Genomic DNA, 17,264 nt, shown 5'->3' with positions numbered 1-17,264 from the left:
ACCTACCACACCCCCGAACGACTCCTCCGCCCACCAGACGACCACCACCCCGGCGGACCCGAACCCAACGCCGCCTAGATCTGACCGTGCCGCGGCGGGTGCGTACCCGACAGTGTGTAGCGGCCGATGTGCTGCACCTTCCACCGAGTTGGATCGTGCAGGGTGTGGGTCCGGGCGTCACGCCAGTAGCGGGACAGATTCGCCTGCCCGGAAGCGCTTCGGGTACCGCCCAATTCGAACAAGATGTTCGACGCGTCCAGTGCCGCCCGTACCGCCGCCACCTTCGCGACCGCGACGGCGATCGACGCGTCGGCGGCCGACTCGTCGGTGAGGTCCTCGGCTGCCAGGTCCACGCGCCGCGCCGCCTCGGCCAGTAACGCATGCGCACCGCGAACCGTGATCGCCAACTCGCCTGCGACGTTGACCAGGGTGTTGTCTTCGGCCGCCGTCGGCACAACCGCTTCGAAGTGCGGCCGCGCCTTCTCCGTCTGACGCACCCCCGCAGCCAGCGCGCCCGTCGCGATGCCGACATCGATTGCGGTGTGCAACAACTGCGCCCGCGCACCGTACACCGTGGGCCGGGAAAAGATGGGTGAGAACTCCACCACATGTTCGACCGGAACCGCGATGTCGTCGAGCGTCACCGTGCCCGATGCGGTGGTGCGTTGTCCCATACCGTCCCAGTCGTCCACGATCTCGAGTCCGTCGGTGTCCCGCGCGACGAAGGCGACGGCCTTTGGTGTCGACGCGGTAGGCGGCGTCGAGCCGTTCGTCAAGGACGCCCGCACCAGCACCCAGTCGGCGAAAAGTGCTCCAGTGCAATAGAACTTGCGCCCCGACAACACGTAGTGGCCGCCCGGTTGCCGGACCAGCGTGGTGGTGTCGACGTCGACGGTGTGGGGTCCGCGTTCGGATTGCGCGTTGGCGAACATGGCGCCGGAGCGCACCAGGTCGTAGAAGAAGGACTTCTGATGATCGCTGCCCTGCAGCCGCAGCGCCTCGAGGAAGACGAAGTGCGAGTGCGGGATCTGGGCCAGCGACGGGTCGGCGTGCGCGATCGACCTGATCACCTCGGCGAGCACCGACGCAGGCGCGGCGATGCCGCCGTATCGCGCTGGCACCGTAATTGCAAGCAGGCCAGAGTCTTTCAGTGACTGCACCTGATCGTGCGGGAGCCGACGGTCGGCATCCCGCGCGGCGGCCTCGGCGTCGAACTCCGCGGCCAGTTTCGCCGCGACTTCGAGCGCGTCGTCAGGCGACGCAATGCGTGTCATCGGGATGAACCGAGGAACGGAATCGACGCCGGCGCCGTCGTGCTCGCTTCGCCCTTGAAAAGCCCGCGTTCACGAAGGATCGGCACAACTCCTTCGCCGAACCAGTACAGCTCCTCCAGATGTGGGTAGCCCGAGAAGATGAATTCGTCGATACCGACCTCGGTGTATTCGGCGATCCGGTCGGCGACCTCGGTGTGGCTGCCCACCAGCGCTGTGCCGGCCCCACCGCGCACCAGGCCGACACCTGCCCACAGATTGGGGGCGATCTCCAGTGAGCGAGCGTCATGCCAGCTGCCGTCGCGCCGGTGTTGTTCGTGCAGCGCGAGCATCCGCTTCTGGCCTTCGGATTGGCTGCGGTGCAGGCCCTTCTGCGCGTTGGCGACCGTTTCCTCGTCCAGCGCATCGATCAGTTTGTCCGCCTGCTGCCATGCCTCGTCTGCGCTGTCGCGCGAGATGGTGTGCAGCCGGATGCCGAAGCGCACCGTTCGGCCCTCCTGCTCCGCGAGGCCGCGGATCCAGTCAACCTTCTCGCGCACCGCTGCGGGCGGTTCACCCCACGTCAGGTACACGTCGGCGTGTCGTGCCGCCACCGGGCCCGCTGCCGCAGAGCTGCCGCCGAAGTACAAGGGCGGGACCGGGTTCGGCAGGGTGGCCAGGGAGGCCTCCTCGACATGGATGTGTTCGCCGTTCAGCGAAACCGTGTCGCCGTCCCAAAGTCGTCGGACGACCTCGAGGAACTCGTCGCAGCGGTGGTAACGGCCGTCCTTGTCCAGGTGGTCACCGAACGCGCGCTGTTCGTGCGCCTCGCCGCCCACCACGACGTTGAGCAAGATGCGGCCGGGTGCGTGGCGGGCGAATGTGGCGGCCATCTGGGCCGAGAGCGTCGGGCTGACCAAGCCGGGCCGGAACGCCACCAGGAACGCCAGTGATCTGGTCTCCCTGGCCAGCAACGCCGCAGTGACGAAGGCGTCCTCGCACCAGGCACCCGTCGGGATCAACGCACCGGTGAAACCGAACGATTCTGCCGCCCGCACGATCGAAGCCAAATAGTCGATCGACGCGTCACGATCGCTGTGCGCCGCGCCTGCGGGGGTGCCGTGTCCGCCGCCGACGATCAGCCTGCTGTCGCCGTAAGTCGGTAGGAACCAGTGCAATTGGATCGTCATGTCAGCGTCCCCTTGTCGGCTGTGATGCGGTCGAAGTCGAGGACGACGGTAGCGTCGACGGCCGGTCGACGATCGTGGATGAGGGCCCGCCGACCCGATAGCGCGATCCCCGATGCTCCTGCGGTAGCCGATCTCCGTTGCCGAGCAACTTGTTGCGCAAGGTGCCCGGTGAGTACGTGGACTGATACGCTCCGCGTTCGGTCAACACCGGTACCACATGATCGATGAATTCTGCAAACGAGCCGGGGGTGATCGCGTACGCCAGATTGAACCCGTCGACGTCTGTTTCGTCGACCCACTCTTGCAACGTATCCGCCACGCGCACACCCGAACCCACGAAGCGAGGGCCCATTCCGCCGATCTTGCCCCACTCCGCGATATCGCGGACGGCCCATTCGCGGCCGTCCGGATCGGCCGACTGGAACGCGGCCACCGCGGACAGGATGGCGTTGGAGTCGACGTTTCCGACCGGCTCGTCGAGGCCGTAGCGCGCCAGGTCGACGCCCATCCAGCCGGACATGAACACAAGTGCGCCCTCAGGGTCGCCATAGGACAGGTACTCGGCGTGCTTGGCGTGCGCCTCCTCGTCGGTGGCGGCGGTGACGATGGTCGACAGGTTGAAGATCTTCACCGAATAGGGGTCGCGCCCCGCGATTTCGAGCTCTTGCCGAATGGTGCTGACGGTCTCGCGCAGCAGCGCCTTTGTCGGCGAGGCGGTGAAGATCGCCTCGGCGTTCTCTGCGGCGAAGCGTACGCCGCGCGGTGACGAACCGGCCTGATAGATCACCGGCGTGCGTTGCGGCGACGGTTCCGACAGGTGCACGCCGGGCACACTGAAATGTGTTCCCTCGTGCCCGATGTGGTGGACCTTCTCCGGGTCGGTGAACACGCCTCGGCCGACGTCGCGGACCACCGCGTCGTCCTCCCAGGACCCCTCCCACAGCTTGTAGAGCACCTCGAGATATTCATCGGCGTGGTCGTAGCGGGCGTCGTGCGCGGGCTGGTCGGTCTGGCCCATGTTGCGCGCGGCGGCGGGCAGGTAGCCGGTGACGATGTTCCAGCCGATGCGGCCGTTGGTGAGGTGGTCGAGGGTGGACATCCTGCGCGCGAACGGATAGGGGTGCTCGAAGCCGGTGCCGGTGGTGATGCCGAAACCGAGGTGCTCGGTCACCAAAGCCATCGCCGATACCAACAACAGCGGATCGTTGACGGGAATCTGGGCGGCCTGCCGGATCGCGGCCTCATCGCTGGCGCCGTACACGTCGTACGTTCCCAGCACGTCGGCGATGAACAGGCCATCGAAGCGGCCCCGCTCCAACAGTTCGGCCAACCCGGTCCAATAGCGCAGGTCCTTGTACCGCCACGACTGGTCCTCGGGGTGCTTCCAGAGTCCGGGGGACTGGTGGGCGACACAGTTCATGTCGAAGGCGTTGAAGCGAATCACACGGGTCACCGCGAAATGATGCCCACCGTGGGACAACCGGTCACCGGTTTGTATCAGCGGGATCGGAATGTCGATCTTTCCTATCTGGACCGCCGAAAGAATCGCGCCGATTTGATGGCTACCGCACTGAACTGCAGTGCGGCATCGTCGCACTGTCATATTCCAGCGGCGAACTGGCTCGAGCCACGCGGCGCCATTCAGCATGAAAGATCCTCCAGCCATGTCCGCTTACCGAAATACTCCTTGTGCTCTCCTGGTCATCGCGCTCGCGACGACCCTCGTGCTCGCCGGCTGCGGCGGCAGCGATTCGGGCCGGACGTCGTCGGCTGGTGGAGCGCCGGTCAGCGGCGGCTCCATCGTCTACGGCACCGATCGCGAGCCCACCTGCCTGGATCCCCACAATCTTGGTGACATGCCGCAGACCTATGTGGCGCGGCAGTACCTCGACTCGCTGGTATCCGAGAAGCGCGACGGCACGGTCGTGCCCTGGCTGGCGGACTCTTGGACCATCTCGCCGGACGGTCTGGTCTACACCTTCAAGATCAAGCAGGGCGTGAAGTTCCACGACGGCACGCAGCTCGACGCCGCGGCGGTGAAGGCGAACTTCGAGCACATGCTCGATCCCGCAACGCAGTCGCTCACCGACGCCGGCTACCTCAAGCCGTATTACAAGTCTTCGCGGGCGGTCGACCCGACCACGTTCGAGCTGACCCTGTCAACTCCCTATTCGGCGCTGCTTCAGGTGATTTCGCAGGCCTTCTTCGGCATCGAGTCACCGAAGGCGCTGGCTCGCGGGTTGGACGCCAACTGCCAATCACCGGTCGGGACAGGCCCGTTCATCGTCAAGGAATGGGTGCACGGCCAAAGCGTCGAATTGGACCGCAACCCCGACTACAACTCCGCGCCCGCCGACGCTAAGCACCAAGGTCCCGCCTATCTCGACCACATCAGTTGGAAATTCCTCGAGGACGGCTCCGTGCGGTTCGCGGCGGTTCAGGGCCAGGGCGCCGACATCATCTTCAACCCACCGCCACAGCAGAACGCCGCGCTCAAGGCCGATCCGAACCTGACCCTGCAAGAGTTCAGCCACACCGGCCTGCCCAACGGAATCGCGTTGAACACCACTCGATTCCCCTTCGACGATGTCGCGGTGCGGCAGGCCTTCATCCATGGTTCCAATGCCGAAGCCGCGGTCAAGAGCGCTTATCTCGGCGTGTTCAGCTGGGAACCCGGTCCGTTGTCCTCGACGACGCCGTTCTTCAGGAACGATCTGCGCGATTTCTACGCGCATGATCAGGCGAAGGCCAATCAGTTGCTCGACGCCGCCGGTTGGACACAACGGGACAAGGATGGTTACCGCACCAAGGACGGTAAGCAACTCAGCGCGACGTTCATCTACTCGTCTGACCCAGGCGACACCCCGCCGACGGATGTGACGTTGCTCCAGGACATCCAGGCAGCGGAAAAGGAGATCGGCTTCAACGTCGTCCTCAAGCCGATTCCCCAGGACCAGTACTTCGCCGCGTTCACGAACAAAGACGCCTACGAGGGCCTTACGGGCGCGTATTGGAACAGCCCGACGCCGTTGGTGCTTTCGATCGTCTACTCGACCGATTCGCTGAACCTCGCTCCCGGCAACAACATGTCGTGGGTATCGAACCCGGCCATCGACGCGCCCCTGCGTCAGGTCGCGGCATCCAACGACCCGGAACAGCAACAGCACTTCTACGGTCAGGTGCAGCAGCTCGTCGCACAGAACGCCTATCACCTCGGTCTGTACCCGCAGACCACCCGGCTGGTGGCGAAGAAGCGGCTGCAGGACGTCTGGATCGAGCCGTCGGAGGGGGAGCCCGTACTGCATGACGCGTGGCTGGCGCCGTGACCGTGCGGCAGGTGCTCTTCCGGCTCGCCGGCGTCGTCGGCGTGTTGTGGGGCGCGGCAACGCTGACGTTCATCGCCCAGCAGCTGATGCCGACCGATCCCGCGCAGACGATTCTCGGTGGCGCAGGCGCCAAGCCGTCACCGGAGCAACTGGCGGCGGTCAACGCACAGTACGGCTTCGACCGGCCGGTGATCGTTCAGTACCTCGATTACCTGGGTGGCCTGTTGCGCGGCGATCTCGGCACGTCCTACATCCGCAAACAGCCGGTGACCGACATCATAGGGCAGCAGGTGGGTGCGACCGTGACGTTGACCATCACCGCGCTGCTGGCTGCCTGGTTCATTGCCGTTGCCGTGACGCTGCTGACCGCGCACCGGAGCCGCTCGTTGGCTGCGGTTGGCTCGGCGCTCGAGACCCTGTTGGCCGCCCTACCGCAATACTGGTTGGGCATCGTGCTTCTTGTCGTCTTCGCGTTCCATCTGCACGTGCTTCCGGTCGTCGGTGACGGGGGTTTCGAAGGACTCGTGCTTCCGGTGTTGACGCTCGCGTTGCCGCTGGCGGGCTACCTCGGTCAGGTGACCCGCGACGAGTTCTCATCAGCGATGGAGCAGCCGTTCGCGGTATCGGCAAGGGCGCGAGGGCTCAGCGATTTCGGTGTGCGTTGGCGTCACGCCCTGCGTCACGCCGTGCTGCCGGCAATCACGCTCTCCGGATGGGCGCTGGGCTCGCTGTTCTCCACCGCCGTGATCGTGGAGTCGGTGTTCGTGCGGCCTGGCCTCGGTCGGGTGCTCGTCGACGCGGTCACATCCCACGACATGCCGGTGGTGATCGGGGTGACATTGTTGGTCGCCGCGGTGTACGTGATCGCGAATCTTCTTGTCCGCGTGGCCTTTGTGCGCGTCGACCCACGACTTCGGGGCGTATGACGATGGCTGTCAACGTCGTAGATGCGATATCAGTGGGCTCGGGCCTGCGGATCCGGCGGGGCCGCGCGTTCCGGCCCGCCGTGTACCTCGCCGCACTCTTGTTGGCACTGGTGCTGTTTTGGGCCGCCGTGCCGTCGCTGTTCACGAGTGGATCGCCGTTCGACACCAACATCGAAGCGGCACTGCAGGGGCCGTCGCTCGAGCACTGGTTTGGCACGGACGCGTCCGGTCGCGACATCTACACCCGCGTCGTGTTCGGTGCCCGCAGTTCGCTGTTGATCGGCGTCGGCGCGACCGTACTGGCACTGCTGGCCGCGATCGCGTTCGGCTTCGCCGCCGGGCTCGGTGGGCACATCTCCGACGGCGCGATCAGCCGCTTCCTCGAGGTGGTGCTCGCGCTGCCGGGCCTACTACTCGCGCTGCTGTTCATCGCGATGTTCGGGCCCGGTGTGGTAACCGAGATCGTAGCGGTGGCGATCGGGTCGGCAGCCGGCTATGCGTGGATGGTGCGCGGCCAGGTGATCGCCGTCAAGGGCTCCGATTACGTCAGCGCCGCACGGGCTTTGGGGCACCAGCCCCGTCAGATCATCACCCAGCACGTGTTCCCGAACGCGATGCGGCCGCTGGTGGTGCTCGCGACGATGGGCATCGGCCAGTCCATCGTGTGGGCGTCGTCGCTGAGCTTCCTCGGTCTCGGTGTGGCGCCGCCCGCCCCGGAGTGGGGCGCGATGCTCGACGCCGGCCGCGACTTCGTGTCGACGGCGTGGTGGCTCGAACTGTTCCCCGGCCTCGCAATCGTCGGCTGCACGCTGTCGGTCACCGTGCTCGGTCGCTACCTCCAACAGCGCCTGGAAGGGCGGCTTACATGACAGCGCTGCTTGACGTTGAGGACCTCACCGTCGCGTTCGGAGCCGGACGTGATCGCCGAGAGGTGGTGCGCGGCGTCACTTTTGCGGTGTCGCCCGGTGAGTGTTTCGCGATCGTCGGCGAATCGGGCTCGGGCAAGAGCGTCACCGCGCGCACGCTGCTCGGCTTGACGGGCTCCTCGTCCCACGTCGAAGCAGCCGCACTCGAGCTGCATGGAAAGTCCCTGCTGCACAACCGCGATCGGGACTGGCGGCGCATTCGTGGCCGCGAGGTCGGGTTCGTGCTGCAGGATGCACTCGTGTCGCTCGATCCCCTCCGCACGGTCGGCAGCGAGATCGCCGAGACGCTGCGGGTGCACAAGTACGGTCCGCGCGCCAAGCGGCGCAAACGCGTGCTCGAGTTGCTGACTGCGGTCGGCGTCCCAGAGCCGGAACTGCGCGCACGTCAGTTGCCGCACGAGCTGTCCGGCGGCCAGCGGCAGCGTGCGCTCATTGCCTCGGCGATCGCGCTGGATCCGCCGCTCGTGATCGCCGACGAACCTACGACCGCGCTCGACGTCACAATTCAGGCGCAGATTCTCGATTTGTTGCAAGCGATGAAAGACGGTGGCACCGGCCTGATTCTGATCAGCCACGACCTCGCGGTGGTGCGCCGCCTCGCCGACCGCGTCGCGGTGATGCGCGATGGACTGTTCGTCGAGCATGGTGCCGTCTCCGACGTGCTTGAGCGGCCCAGCCATCCGTATACCCGGGCGCTACTCGATGCGGTTCCCGCGGCGCATCGTAAGGGCACCAGGTTGTCGGACCTGCCGCCGCGGCGAGTTCACCGGTTGCGCCGCACGGACGCTCCCTCGCACGGCGTGGTGCTGCAAGCCGACGGCCTCGTGAAACGTTTCCGCGGTCCGGACAAGGTAGAACGCACTGCTGTCCAAGATGTCTCGTTCTCGATCGGCGCCGGCGAGACGCTCGGCATCGTCGGCGAATCCGGCTCGGGGAAGACCACCACCGCCCGCCTTGCATTGGCCTTGCTCGAACCCGACGCGGGAACTGTGCGACTTGCGGGGGAGCCGTGGACCGAGGCCACCGAGGCGCAACGACGGCCGCGTCGCAGGCGTGTCTCCGTGGTCTACCAGGACCCGCTTGGATCGTTCGATCCGCGGTGGACGGTACGGCGAATCATCACCGACGCCCTGCCCGCTGACATCTATCCCGACGCCGAAGCGCGCGGCCGGCGGACGGCCGAACTCCTCGCTGACGTCGGTCTGGCCGCCGAGCATCTTGACCGCAGGCCGCTGCTGCTGTCCGGTGGACAGCGTCAGCGCGTCGCCATCGCCCGAGCGCTCGCACCGGAACCGTCGTTGATCGTGTGCGACGAGCCGGTGTCGGCGCTCGACGTCACCATCCAGGCGCAGGTCCTCGATTTGCTCGCGGAGCTGCAGCAGCAGCTCGGCCTGTCCTATCTGTTCATCTCGCACGACCTCGGCGTCATCCACCACGTCGCCGACCGCGTGCTGGTGATGCGCGATGGGCGAGTCGTCGAATCCGGCACCGCCGCCGAGATTTTCGACTCACCGCGTGATCCCTACACCCGTCAGCTGCTCGCGAGTCTGCCTGCAGCCGACCCCGAACCCGTCATTGGAGGCCTACAGTGACCCGCCAGATCCACCTCAACGCGTTCGATATGAACTGTGTGACCCATATCGTGGCGGGCACGTGGCGACACCCGGAATCGCAGGCCGCACGGTACAAGGACCTGGAATATTGGACCGACCTGGCCAAGCTGCTGGAGCGGGGGCTGTTCGACGGGCTGTTCATCGCCGACGTGCTGGGCATCTACGACGTGTACGGCGGCGGGCCAGAGGCCGCGCTCCGCGCGGGAACCCAAGTGCCGGTGAATGATCCGCTGCTCATCGTGTCGGCGATGGCAGCGGCGACGAAGCATCTCGGATTCGGCATCACTGCGGCCACGTCGTTCGAGCACCCGTATTCATTTGCGCGCCGGATGTCCACACTCGACCATCTCACGAAGGGACGTGTCGGCTGGAACATCGTCACCGGATATCTGGAGAGCGCGGCGCGCAACCACGGGCTCGACACGATCACGCCTCACGCCGATCGCTACGACATCGCCGACGAATACACCGAGGTGCTGTACAAGCTGTGGGAGGGTTCGTGGGAGGACGACGCGGTCGGCGTCGATCCCACCCGCGCCGAGTACGCCGACCCCACGAAGGTGCACCCAATTGAGCACGAGAGCAAACACTTTCGAGTTCCCGGCATCCACCTCTGCGAACCGTCGCCGCAACGGACACCGGTGCTGTATCAGGCAGGTGCCTCCAACCGCGGGCGCCAGTTCGGTGCGGAGAACGCCGAAGTGGTCTTTATCGGCGCACCGACCAAGGAGGTACTCAAGGAGGCCGTGGCGGACATCCGCGCCCGCGCCGTCGCGGCGGGCCGCGATCCGTACGACGTCAAGATCGTGAACGGACACGTCGTCGTCACCGGTGCCACGCAGCAGGCGGCGCAGGCGCGTCACGATGACTTCCGGCGCTACATCGATTCCGAGGGCGCGCTCGCGCTGTGGTCGGGCTGGCTCGGCACCGACCTGTCGCGGTTCAACCTCGACGACCCCGTCGCCGTCACGGACAACGAGTACCTGAAGTCATCGGTGACGATGTTCGGACAGGGACAGTGGACGCTGCGCGATTTCATCGATGCCCACGCGATCGGCGTTGAGGGTGGCTTCACTGTCGGGTCGCCGTCGCAGGTGGCCGACGAACTGCAGGAGTGGGTGGAGGAGACCGACGTGGACGGCTTCAATCTCACCAACGTGATCACCCCCGGCTCGTTCGCTGACTTCGTCACCTACGTCGTGCCCGAGCTGCAGCGGCGCGGCGCATACAAGACCGCCTACAGCGAAGGAACCCTGCGCGACAAGCTTTTCGGCCGGGGGCCGCGGTTGCCGGAGACCCACCGAGCGGCGGCGTACCGCCGTGTGAAAGAAGGAGTGCCGCAATGACCACAACCGTCGAGCCCCTCACGTACGGTTCGGACCGGTTGGCCCAGCTGATCGCAGCGGTTGGCGAAGGCACCCTCGAGCGTGAGCGTACCGGCGAACGACCCTTCGCTGCAATCGATCTCGTGCGACAGGCGGGTCTGGGCGCGTTGCGCATTCCCCGTGAGCAGGGCGGCGGTGGTGCGAGCCTTCGCGAACTGTTCGCCGTCGTGATCGCGTTGGCCACGGCCGACGTGAACGTCGCACACATTCTGCGTGGGCACTTCGCCCACGTCGAGGAGCGCCTGCGTCTCGACGCCGACCAACAGCGGCGTGTCATCGAGCTGGCCTTGAGTGGCGCCATCGTGGGCAACGCGTCGACCGAGATCGGGTCGACGACCATCGGCGAATTCAGCTGGCAGACCCGGCTCACCCGGGACGGCGACGGCTTCCGGCTGAACGGCACGAAGTACTTCACCACCGGCACCCTTTACGCCGACTACGCCGAGGTACTCGCGAGTGATCCGGACGGCGCGACGGTCATCGCGCTGGTCCCCACGGACCGGGCGGGCGTCACCGTGCTCGACGACTGGGACGGCATGGGACAGCGCGCGACCGGTACCGGCACCGCGATCTTCGAGAACGTCACGGTGACGTCCGACGAATTACTGCCCTTCGCGCCGCCGGAGGTCGGCAGCGAGCCGCCGCCGCTGTACCTGTCGGGCGCCTTCTTCCAGCTGTACGTCACCGCGCTGATAGTCGGTGTGCTGCATGCGTTGCGCGAGGACGCTGTCGCGCATGTCCATCAGCGGGCACGCAGCTTCGCATGGGCCCCGACGCTGTCTGCGCCCGATGATCCGCTGTTGCAGCGCGAGATCGGCGAGATCGCCGGCGCCGCGTTCGCGGCCGAGGCGACGGTGCTGGCTGCGGCTGACGCGCTCGCGGTCGCCTTCGACGCCGCTGTGGCCGACACCGATCCGGACCTGAATCTGGCGCACGAGGCGTCGCTGCGGGCGGCCGAGGCCAAGGTCGTGGTCGACGCACTCGGACAGAAGGCGGCATCGCAGGTGTTCGACGTCGGCGGCGCGTCGGTGGTGCGGCAGTCGCATCTCCTGGATCGCCATTGGCGCAACATCCGGACGCTGGCCTCGCACAACCCGACCTCCTATAAGGCGCAGGCCATCGGCGCGTTCTACGTCCGCGGCACGCGGCTTCCGGGAAGCGGGTACTTCTGATGACGGCGTCGCAGACACAGGCCGACGCGCTTCGGGTCGATGAGTTACGCCTGCTGGAGGCTGAAGCAGTGCACATCATCCGGGAGGTCGTTGCAGAACTGGAACGCCCGGTGTTGCTGTTCTCGGCAGGCAAGGACTCGATCGTGCTCTTGCGGTTGGCGGAGAAGGCGTTTCGGCCGTTTCCGCTGCCGTTTCCCGTCATGCATGTTGACACAGGCCACAACTTCGAGGAGGTGATCGAGTTCCGCGACCGCAGGGTCACCGGACAGGGGCACCGGCTGATCGTGGCGTCGGTGCAGGAGTCGATCGACTCGGGCCGGGTGGCGGATCCTGGCCCTGGTGCGTCGCGCAACCGCCAGCAGACGCGCACCCTGCTCGACGCGTTGGAAGCGGGCGGGTTCGACGCCGCGTTCGGCGGTGCGCGTCGCGACGAGGAGCGGGCCAGGGCCAAGGAGCGCATCCTGAGCTTCCGCGACGAGTTCGGGCAATGGGATCCGCGTGCACAGCGCCCCGAGCCGTGGTCGCTGTACAACGGCCGGATCCGCAAGGGCGAGCAGGTGCGGGTGTTCCCGCTGTCGAACTGGACCGAACTCGACGTGTGGCGCTACATCCAGCTCGAAGGTCTGGAATTGCCGTCGATCTACTTCGCGCACGAGCGTGAGGTTTTCGAGCGTGACGGCATCCTGCTCGCGGTGTCGAAATACACCCGCGCCGCCGATGGCGAAACGGCGCAGCGCGAATGGGTGCGCTATCGCACCGTCGGCGATCTGACAATCACCGGAGCTGTCCGCTCGCGGGCCACTGACATCGAAGGAGTGATCGCCGAGATTTCGGCGGCGACCGTTTCCGAGCGTGGTGAGACCCGCGCCGACGACCGCACGTCGGCGGCAGCGATGGAAGACCGCAAGCGTGAGGGGTATTTCTGATGTCCTCGACTCGTCAGCTGTTGCGCATTACCACCGCGGGGTCGGTCGACGACGGCAAGAGCACGTTGATCGGCCGCCTGCTGCACGACACCGACAGCCTGCCGCTCGATCACCTCGAGGCGGTCACGGACGCCGCGGGCGAACCCGATCTGGCTGCACTGTCCGATGGGTTGCGTGCCGAGCGCGAACAGGGCATCACCATCGACGTCGCCTACCGCTTTTTCTCCACCGACACCCGCAGCTACATCCTGGCCGACACCCCCGGGCATGAGCGCTACACCCGCAACATGTTCACCGGTGCATCCAACGCCCACGTCGCCGTGCTCCTCGTCGATGCGCGCGCCGGCGTGCTGCGGCAAACCAACCGGCACGCCAGGATCGCGAAGCTGCTCGGCATCGAGCACTTCGTGGCGGCCGTCAACAAAATCGACCTCGTCGATTTTGCTCAGGACCGATTCGACGAAGTCTCAGACCAGCTCAGCCATGTGGCGGCCCGTCTCGGCGCTGTGGAACTGGTCGTCATCCCGATCGCGGCCAAGCTCGGCGACAACGTGGTGCACCACTCCGCCCGCACGCCGTGGTACCGCGGTCCCACCCTTCTGGAATACCTGGAGGGCGTGGAGCTTTCGGCGCCGCACCCGCAGCCGGACAAGTTGCGGTTGCCGGTGCAATGGGTCTCACGTCCCACTGCTGACCAGCGCCGCCGGTACACCGGACGACTTTCGGCGGGCACGCTCAGCGTTGGTGACCCGGTGGTGAGCTTGCCCGCCGGAACACGTTCGACTGTCACGGCCGTCGATACCCTCGATGCCGACCGCACGACCGCCGTGGCGCCGCTCTCGGTGGCCATCGAGCTGGCCGACGACATCGACGTCGGTCGCGGCGACGTCTTCGTCAGCGGCGGTCCCGACGTCGAATTGCCGGTCCTGGCACGCGAACTCGTCGCCACCGTGTGCTGGTTCGCCGATACCCCGTTGCGGGCCGGCGACCGCTTGGCGCTCAAGCAGGGCACCCGCACTGTCCGTGCCACGGTGCAGGAACTACACACGCGATTGGACCCGGAGTCACTCGAGGAGATCGACAATCCGGTCGAGCTGGTGCTCAACGACATCGGTGCGGTGACGCTGCGAACCAGCTCGATCGTCATCGCCGATCCCTACGTCGAGAACCGTGACAGCGGCGCACTGATCCTGACCGACGAGACGACCAACGATACGGTCGGTGCCGGCACCATCAGCGAAGCGCGGGAGGTCAAGCCCGGCGCCCAGACGCGCAACGACATCCGTTGGCACCCCTCCTCACTGGATCGCGGACACAGGTGGTCGACGACCGGACAACGCGGCGCAACGGTCTGGTTCACGGGTCTGCCCGCCTCCGGTAAGTCGACCATCGCGGTGGCCGTGGAGCGTGCGCTTGTTGAATCGGGCCGGGTAGCCTACCTTCTCGACGGCGACAACATCCGCCACGGCTTGTCCGACGATCTGGGCTTCTCGGCGGGTGACCGTGCCGAGAACATCCGTCGCGTGGGTCATCTCACCCGGTTGTTCGCCGACGCCGGCGTCATTGCGCTGGCCTCGTTGGTGTCACCACTGAAGTCCGACCGCGAGATCGCCCGCGCGCTGAGCGAGGCGGCCAAACTCCCGTTCATCGAAGTGTTCGTGGCCACACCGCGAGAAGAATGCGAACGGCGCGACCCAAAGGGGTTGTACGCGAAGGCCCGTGCCGGTCAGCTCAAGGGACTCACCGGCGTCGACGCCCCCTATGAACCACCGGAGAACCCGGACCTGACACTGGACACCACCGGTGCCGACATCGACGCGTTGGTGGCGCAAGTGATCGATCTAGTAAAGCGACTCTGACCACGGCTGACAGCCGTACGATCGTGCCGTGACAAGGCCCGAGATCCTTCGAGATGTGCCGTTGGCGGAGGAGATCCTCGAGTCCCACCGCCACCGGGCCCGCGGCGACGACGAGGGATATGACGCGTACAAGGCACATGTGTACCGCGTGGTGAACTTCGCCCGCGCACTCACCCCGGATCGACCCGATCGCGACGACAAGCTCGCGATCGCCGCGGCGTTTCACGACCTGGCCGTGTTCGACACGCTTGACTACCTCGTGCCGTCGATCGAGGCGCAGGACGCATGGTTGCAGCAGACCGGCCGTGAGGCTTGGTCCGCGGAATTGGCGCTCACCGTCGCCGAGCATCATCGGCTGTTCAAGTACGGTTCGAGCCGCCCGCACGCGCCACTGGTGGAGGCTGTTCGCCGAGCCGATCTCATTGATGTCAGCCAGGGTTTGGTCCGCTTCGGTGTACCGGGCTCCTACGTCAAGGAAGTCCGAGCCGCCTTCGACGCCAGCGTTTTCTTCAAGCGTGTGATCCCCTCGGGCACGGTGCGGGCGATCCGAAAACTGCAGCAACCCGGCTTCCTGCGTCCCGGCAACGCGCTGGTTCGATCGGGCCACCGAGGCGCCGATCGTTGAAGAACGTTCAGCCCGCCTCTGGTCCGGCCACCAGATTCGGTGGTGTGCCGCCGCCGGCGAAGACTTCGATCTGACTCATCGCCACGCGCCACGCCCGTTCCCACGCTCCGGCGGTGCTTCCGGCTACGTGCGGGGTCAGCAGGAGGCCGGGCGCGGACCACAGCGGATGGCCGACCGGCAACGGCTCTGGATCGGTGACGTCGAGTGCAGCCCGGAGACGGCCGGACGTCAACTCCGCGACCAGTGCGTCGGTATCGACCGAGCCCCCTCTGCCCACACGTTGACAACTACAGTGCCGTCGCGCAGCTTGGCGAGGAACTCGGCGTTGATGATGTGACGTGTCGACTCGTCTCCCGGCAGCATCGCAACCACCACATCGGCGTCCGGCAGCAGTGTGTCGATGTCTGACAGCGCGTGGATGCCCTGCCTTGGTCGCCGCCCGACCAATGTCACCTCGGTCTCGAACGGTGCCAGCCGGGCGGCGAGATTGACTGCCAGGTCACCTGCGCCGAGTACCACGACCCGCTTGCCGATCAAGGTCTCGGTGTCCTTATCGCGCCAGATGCCTTCTGACTGCTGTTCGTTGAACAGCCGGAGGTCTCGATAGATGGCGAGTAGCGCGGCGACCACCCACTCCGCAGACGAGCCGCCGTGTGCACCGCGCCCGTTGGACAACATCACACCGTCGGGCAGGAGCGGCAGCCACTGCTCGTAGCCCGCGTTGAGCGTCTGGATGAGACGCAAGTCCGGCAACTCGACAAATCTGGCGCCGATGGCCGCAGCGTTCTCATAGCCAACCACGACCACAGTGGCGTTATGGAGTTCCGGTGGCCACGGGTCACCAGGCTGGTAGTAAACCGCCTCCACAGCAGCGGGGGTCTCCATTGCCTCGAGCCCGAGGCCCAGTGGCACCAGAACTTTCAGCCGTTTCGCTTTGGTCTTGCTCTCATCAGAGTCCAGGTCAATCAACGGCACACGACTCATCGCGGATTTTTTTCGCCGGCCTCGACCGCGATTGCGAGCCTGTTATCCGGTGGCGCCACCGGGCACGTCGCGAAGTCCGTGAAAGAGCACGGCAGGTTCGACGCGCGGTTGAAGTCCAGCGCCACCGTCCCGTCGGCGTCAGGTCCTTCGACCGCCAGTGATCGGCACGCGGGGTAGGTCGTGACGCCGCTGGTGGCATCGGTGAACAGCACGTGCAACGCACCGTCCGGCCTACCGAACGCGACCAATTGAGCGGGGGCACCGGCCAATTCGAAGTCGATGACACCGACGGCGTTGTGGTGGTGCTCCAACCCCTCGACCACCGCACCGGTCGTGACGTTCTGCGGCTGCTCGAACGGCGTGAAGGTGCCGGTTGCGCGCCAGCGCTCACTCGGCGGATATGCGGGAATGCCGCGGTACGCCTGCAGGTGCGGCGACTTCGGATCGTGCACTCGCAACGCCACCGACCCGGTCCGGCGGATAACCTCGATACGGCGATCGCCGTCGTCGACGAGCAGGCCGGGCGCGCCCTCAACGGGTTCCAGCCGCTCCGTGCCCTCGACGCCCTCCACGTATACCGCATCGGAGTCCGCGCGCCACCGGCCGGGAAGGTCGCTGACCGTCTCGAATTCGTCGGTCAGCCAGTACAACCCGGTCAGACTGACCCAGCCCAGCGGATCCCCGTAATAGCGTTCGCGCTCGCGGTGCCAGTCATCCCACGCGGCCCCGAACGCCGTGTCTGCGACGTCGGTGCTCACTAGAGCGTCGCCGGAGCCAGTCCGCCGCGGCGCACCAACTCGCCCCACACGGCGAACGCCTCGGCGTGCTCGGCGGTCGCCGTGCCGCCGGCCAGCGCCACCAGACCCGAGGCCAGTCGTCCGATGCCGACGCCGGTTTCGTGCACCACGCGCACCAGTTCGTCGAAGGCTTCATGATCGGAACAACCGCGCAACCCGACGAGGATGCCCGTTGCCACGTCGATCACCCGACGCGAAGTGTCGTCACCAATGCGAGAACCCATGGCAGCCATCGTGCGCGACGAAGCCGCCGCCGACAAGGCATCGACCCACAGTGATCCTGAA

The 17,264-nt window shown here is 66.3% G+C and carries 16 protein-coding genes; 9 read left to right on the top strand and 7 right to left on the bottom strand.

Annotation, left to right across the window (positions count from 1 at the left end):
• Nucleotides 1–74: 74 nt before the first annotated feature.
• From A5724_RS32725 to A5724_RS32715, 3 genes are read right to left on the bottom strand one after another with little or no spacing between them, the layout of a single operon-like run.
• Nucleotides 75–1,274 carry an SfnB family sulfur acquisition oxidoreductase gene (locus tag A5724_RS32725; RefSeq protein WP_067812346.1) on the bottom strand — a complete coding sequence of 400 codons (1,200 nt, stop codon included), beginning with the start codon at nucleotides 1,272–1,274 and terminating at the stop codon, nucleotides 75–77.
• The gene (locus A5724_RS32720) at nucleotides 1,271–2,440 is read right to left on the bottom strand and encodes an LLM class flavin-dependent oxidoreductase (RefSeq protein ID WP_067812343.1); all 1,170 of its coding nucleotides are present in this window, start codon (nucleotides 2,438–2,440) and stop codon (nucleotides 1,271–1,273) included. Before A5724_RS32720 ends, A5724_RS32725 begins: the two co-directional genes overlap by 4 nt.
• A gap of 1 nt (nucleotide 2,441) precedes the next feature.
• Nucleotides 2,442–3,893, bottom strand: coding sequence for an LLM class flavin-dependent oxidoreductase (locus A5724_RS32715; protein ID WP_067812379.1), 1,452 nt, complete (start codon nucleotides 3,891–3,893; stop codon nucleotides 2,442–2,444).
• A 211-nt stretch (nucleotides 3,894–4,104) separates the two neighbouring features.
• Between A5724_RS32715 and A5724_RS32710 the strand changes: the two genes are divergently transcribed.
• Genes A5724_RS32710 through A5724_RS32670 form a run of 9 tightly spaced genes read left to right on the top strand, consistent with a single transcriptional unit; the run spans nucleotide 4,105 to nucleotide 15,198 of the window.
• A complete protein-coding gene (locus tag A5724_RS32710; protein ID WP_067812340.1) occupies nucleotides 4,105–5,766 on the top strand; it encodes an ABC transporter substrate-binding protein in 1,662 nt (553 codons plus the stop codon).
• Nucleotides 5,763–6,692 carry an ABC transporter permease gene (locus A5724_RS32705; protein ID WP_232005048.1) on the top strand — a complete coding sequence of 310 codons (930 nt, stop codon included), beginning with the start codon at nucleotides 5,763–5,765 and terminating at the stop codon, nucleotides 6,690–6,692. Before A5724_RS32710 ends, A5724_RS32705 begins: the two co-directional genes overlap by 4 nt.
• Nucleotides 6,693–6,694: 2 nt before the next feature.
• On the top strand, nucleotides 6,695–7,561 hold the full coding sequence (locus A5724_RS32700; protein ID WP_082965400.1) for an ABC transporter permease: 867 nt from the start codon (nucleotides 6,695–6,697) through the stop codon (nucleotides 7,559–7,561).
• The gene (locus tag A5724_RS32695) at nucleotides 7,558–9,210 is read left to right on the top strand and encodes an ABC transporter ATP-binding protein (protein WP_067812335.1); all 1,653 of its coding nucleotides are present in this window, start codon (nucleotides 7,558–7,560) and stop codon (nucleotides 9,208–9,210) included. Before A5724_RS32700 ends, A5724_RS32695 begins: the two co-directional genes overlap by 4 nt.
• On the top strand, nucleotides 9,207–10,577 hold the full coding sequence (locus tag A5724_RS32690) for an LLM class flavin-dependent oxidoreductase (protein WP_067812332.1): 1,371 nt from the start codon (nucleotides 9,207–9,209) through the stop codon (nucleotides 10,575–10,577). Before A5724_RS32695 ends, A5724_RS32690 begins: the two co-directional genes overlap by 4 nt.
• Complete coding sequence (locus A5724_RS32685) at nucleotides 10,574–11,788, top strand: acyl-CoA dehydrogenase family protein (protein ID WP_067812330.1); 1,215 nt, start codon at nucleotides 10,574–10,576, stop codon at nucleotides 11,786–11,788. The genes A5724_RS32690 and A5724_RS32685 overlap by 4 nt, the downstream gene beginning before the upstream one ends.
• Nucleotides 11,788–12,714 carry a sulfate adenylyltransferase subunit CysD gene (gene cysD / locus A5724_RS32680; protein WP_067812328.1) on the top strand — a complete coding sequence of 309 codons (927 nt, stop codon included), beginning with the start codon at nucleotides 11,788–11,790 and terminating at the stop codon, nucleotides 12,712–12,714. The genes A5724_RS32685 and cysD overlap by 1 nt, the downstream gene beginning before the upstream one ends.
• The gene (gene cysC, locus A5724_RS32675) at nucleotides 12,714–14,573 is read left to right on the top strand and encodes an adenylyl-sulfate kinase (protein ID WP_067812326.1); all 1,860 of its coding nucleotides are present in this window, start codon (nucleotides 12,714–12,716) and stop codon (nucleotides 14,571–14,573) included. The genes cysD and cysC overlap by 1 nt, the downstream gene beginning before the upstream one ends.
• Nucleotides 14,574–14,601: 28 nt before the next feature.
• Nucleotides 14,602–15,198, top strand: a complete 597-nt coding sequence (locus A5724_RS32670) for an HD domain-containing protein (RefSeq protein WP_067812323.1) — start codon at nucleotides 14,602–14,604, stop codon at nucleotides 15,196–15,198.
• A gap of 7 nt (nucleotides 15,199–15,205) precedes the next feature.
• Here A5724_RS32670 and A5724_RS34995 read toward each other — a convergent pair whose 3' ends face one another.
• The 4 genes from A5724_RS34995 to A5724_RS32655 are packed head-to-tail and all read right to left on the bottom strand — an operon-like array spanning nucleotide 15,206 to nucleotide 17,203.
• Nucleotides 15,206–15,430 (bottom strand): NAD(P)-dependent oxidoreductase, encoded by a 225-nt coding sequence (locus A5724_RS34995; protein ID WP_255397329.1) that lies wholly within the window; start codon nucleotides 15,428–15,430, stop codon nucleotides 15,206–15,208.
• Nucleotides 15,427–16,173 carry an NAD(P)-dependent oxidoreductase gene (locus A5724_RS34990; RefSeq protein ID WP_255397328.1) on the bottom strand — a complete coding sequence of 249 codons (747 nt, stop codon included), beginning with the start codon at nucleotides 16,171–16,173 and terminating at the stop codon, nucleotides 15,427–15,429. The genes A5724_RS34995 and A5724_RS34990 overlap by 4 nt, the downstream gene beginning before the upstream one ends.
• A gap of 5 nt (nucleotides 16,174–16,178) precedes the next feature.
• Entirely contained in the window at nucleotides 16,179–16,940 is a 762-nt protein-coding gene (locus tag A5724_RS32660) for a DUF1684 domain-containing protein (RefSeq protein WP_067812320.1), read from the bottom strand.
• The gene (locus A5724_RS32655; RefSeq protein ID WP_067812374.1) at nucleotides 16,940–17,203 is read right to left on the bottom strand and encodes an ANTAR domain-containing protein; all 264 of its coding nucleotides are present in this window, start codon (nucleotides 17,201–17,203) and stop codon (nucleotides 16,940–16,942) included. The genes A5724_RS32660 and A5724_RS32655 overlap by 1 nt, the downstream gene beginning before the upstream one ends.
• Between the last annotated feature and the right edge of the window lie 61 nt (nucleotides 17,204–17,264).

The organism is Mycobacterium sp. ACS1612, assembly GCF_001667505.1.
In the GTDB taxonomy this organism is placed as follows: Bacteria; Actinomycetota; Actinomycetes; order Mycobacteriales; family Mycobacteriaceae; genus Mycobacterium.
The sequence above is the reverse complement of the archived record's forward strand: the minus strand, read 5'-3'. Positions and strand labels throughout refer to the sequence as shown.

Bases quoted from the DNA above. Each gene is read 5' to 3' on its own strand.
- A5724_RS32725 (WP_067812346.1), bottom strand. From the start codon at position 1,274: ATGACACGCATTGCGTCGCCTGACGACGCGCTCGAAGTCGCGGCGAAA.
- A5724_RS32720 (WP_067812343.1), bottom strand. From the start codon at position 2,440: ATGACGATCCAATTGCACTGGTTCCTACCGACTTACGGCGACAGCAGG.
- A5724_RS32710 (WP_067812340.1), top strand. From the start codon at position 4,105: ATGTCCGCTTACCGAAATACTCCTTGTGCTCTCCTGGTCATCGCGCTC.
- A5724_RS32700 (WP_082965400.1), top strand. From the start codon at position 6,695: ATGGCTGTCAACGTCGTAGATGCGATATCAGTGGGCTCGGGCCTGCGG.
- A5724_RS32695 (WP_067812335.1), top strand. From the start codon at position 7,558: ATGACAGCGCTGCTTGACGTTGAGGACCTCACCGTCGCGTTCGGAGCC.
- A5724_RS32685 (WP_067812330.1), top strand. From the start codon at position 10,574: ATGACCACAACCGTCGAGCCCCTCACGTACGGTTCGGACCGGTTGGCC.
- cysD (WP_067812328.1), top strand. From the start codon at position 11,788: ATGACGGCGTCGCAGACACAGGCCGACGCGCTTCGGGTCGATGAGTTA.
- cysC (WP_067812326.1), top strand. From the start codon at position 12,714: ATGTCCTCGACTCGTCAGCTGTTGCGCATTACCACCGCGGGGTCGGTC.
- A5724_RS32655 (WP_067812374.1), bottom strand. From the start codon at position 17,203: ATGGGTTCTCGCATTGGTGACGACACTTCGCGTCGGGTGATCGACGTG.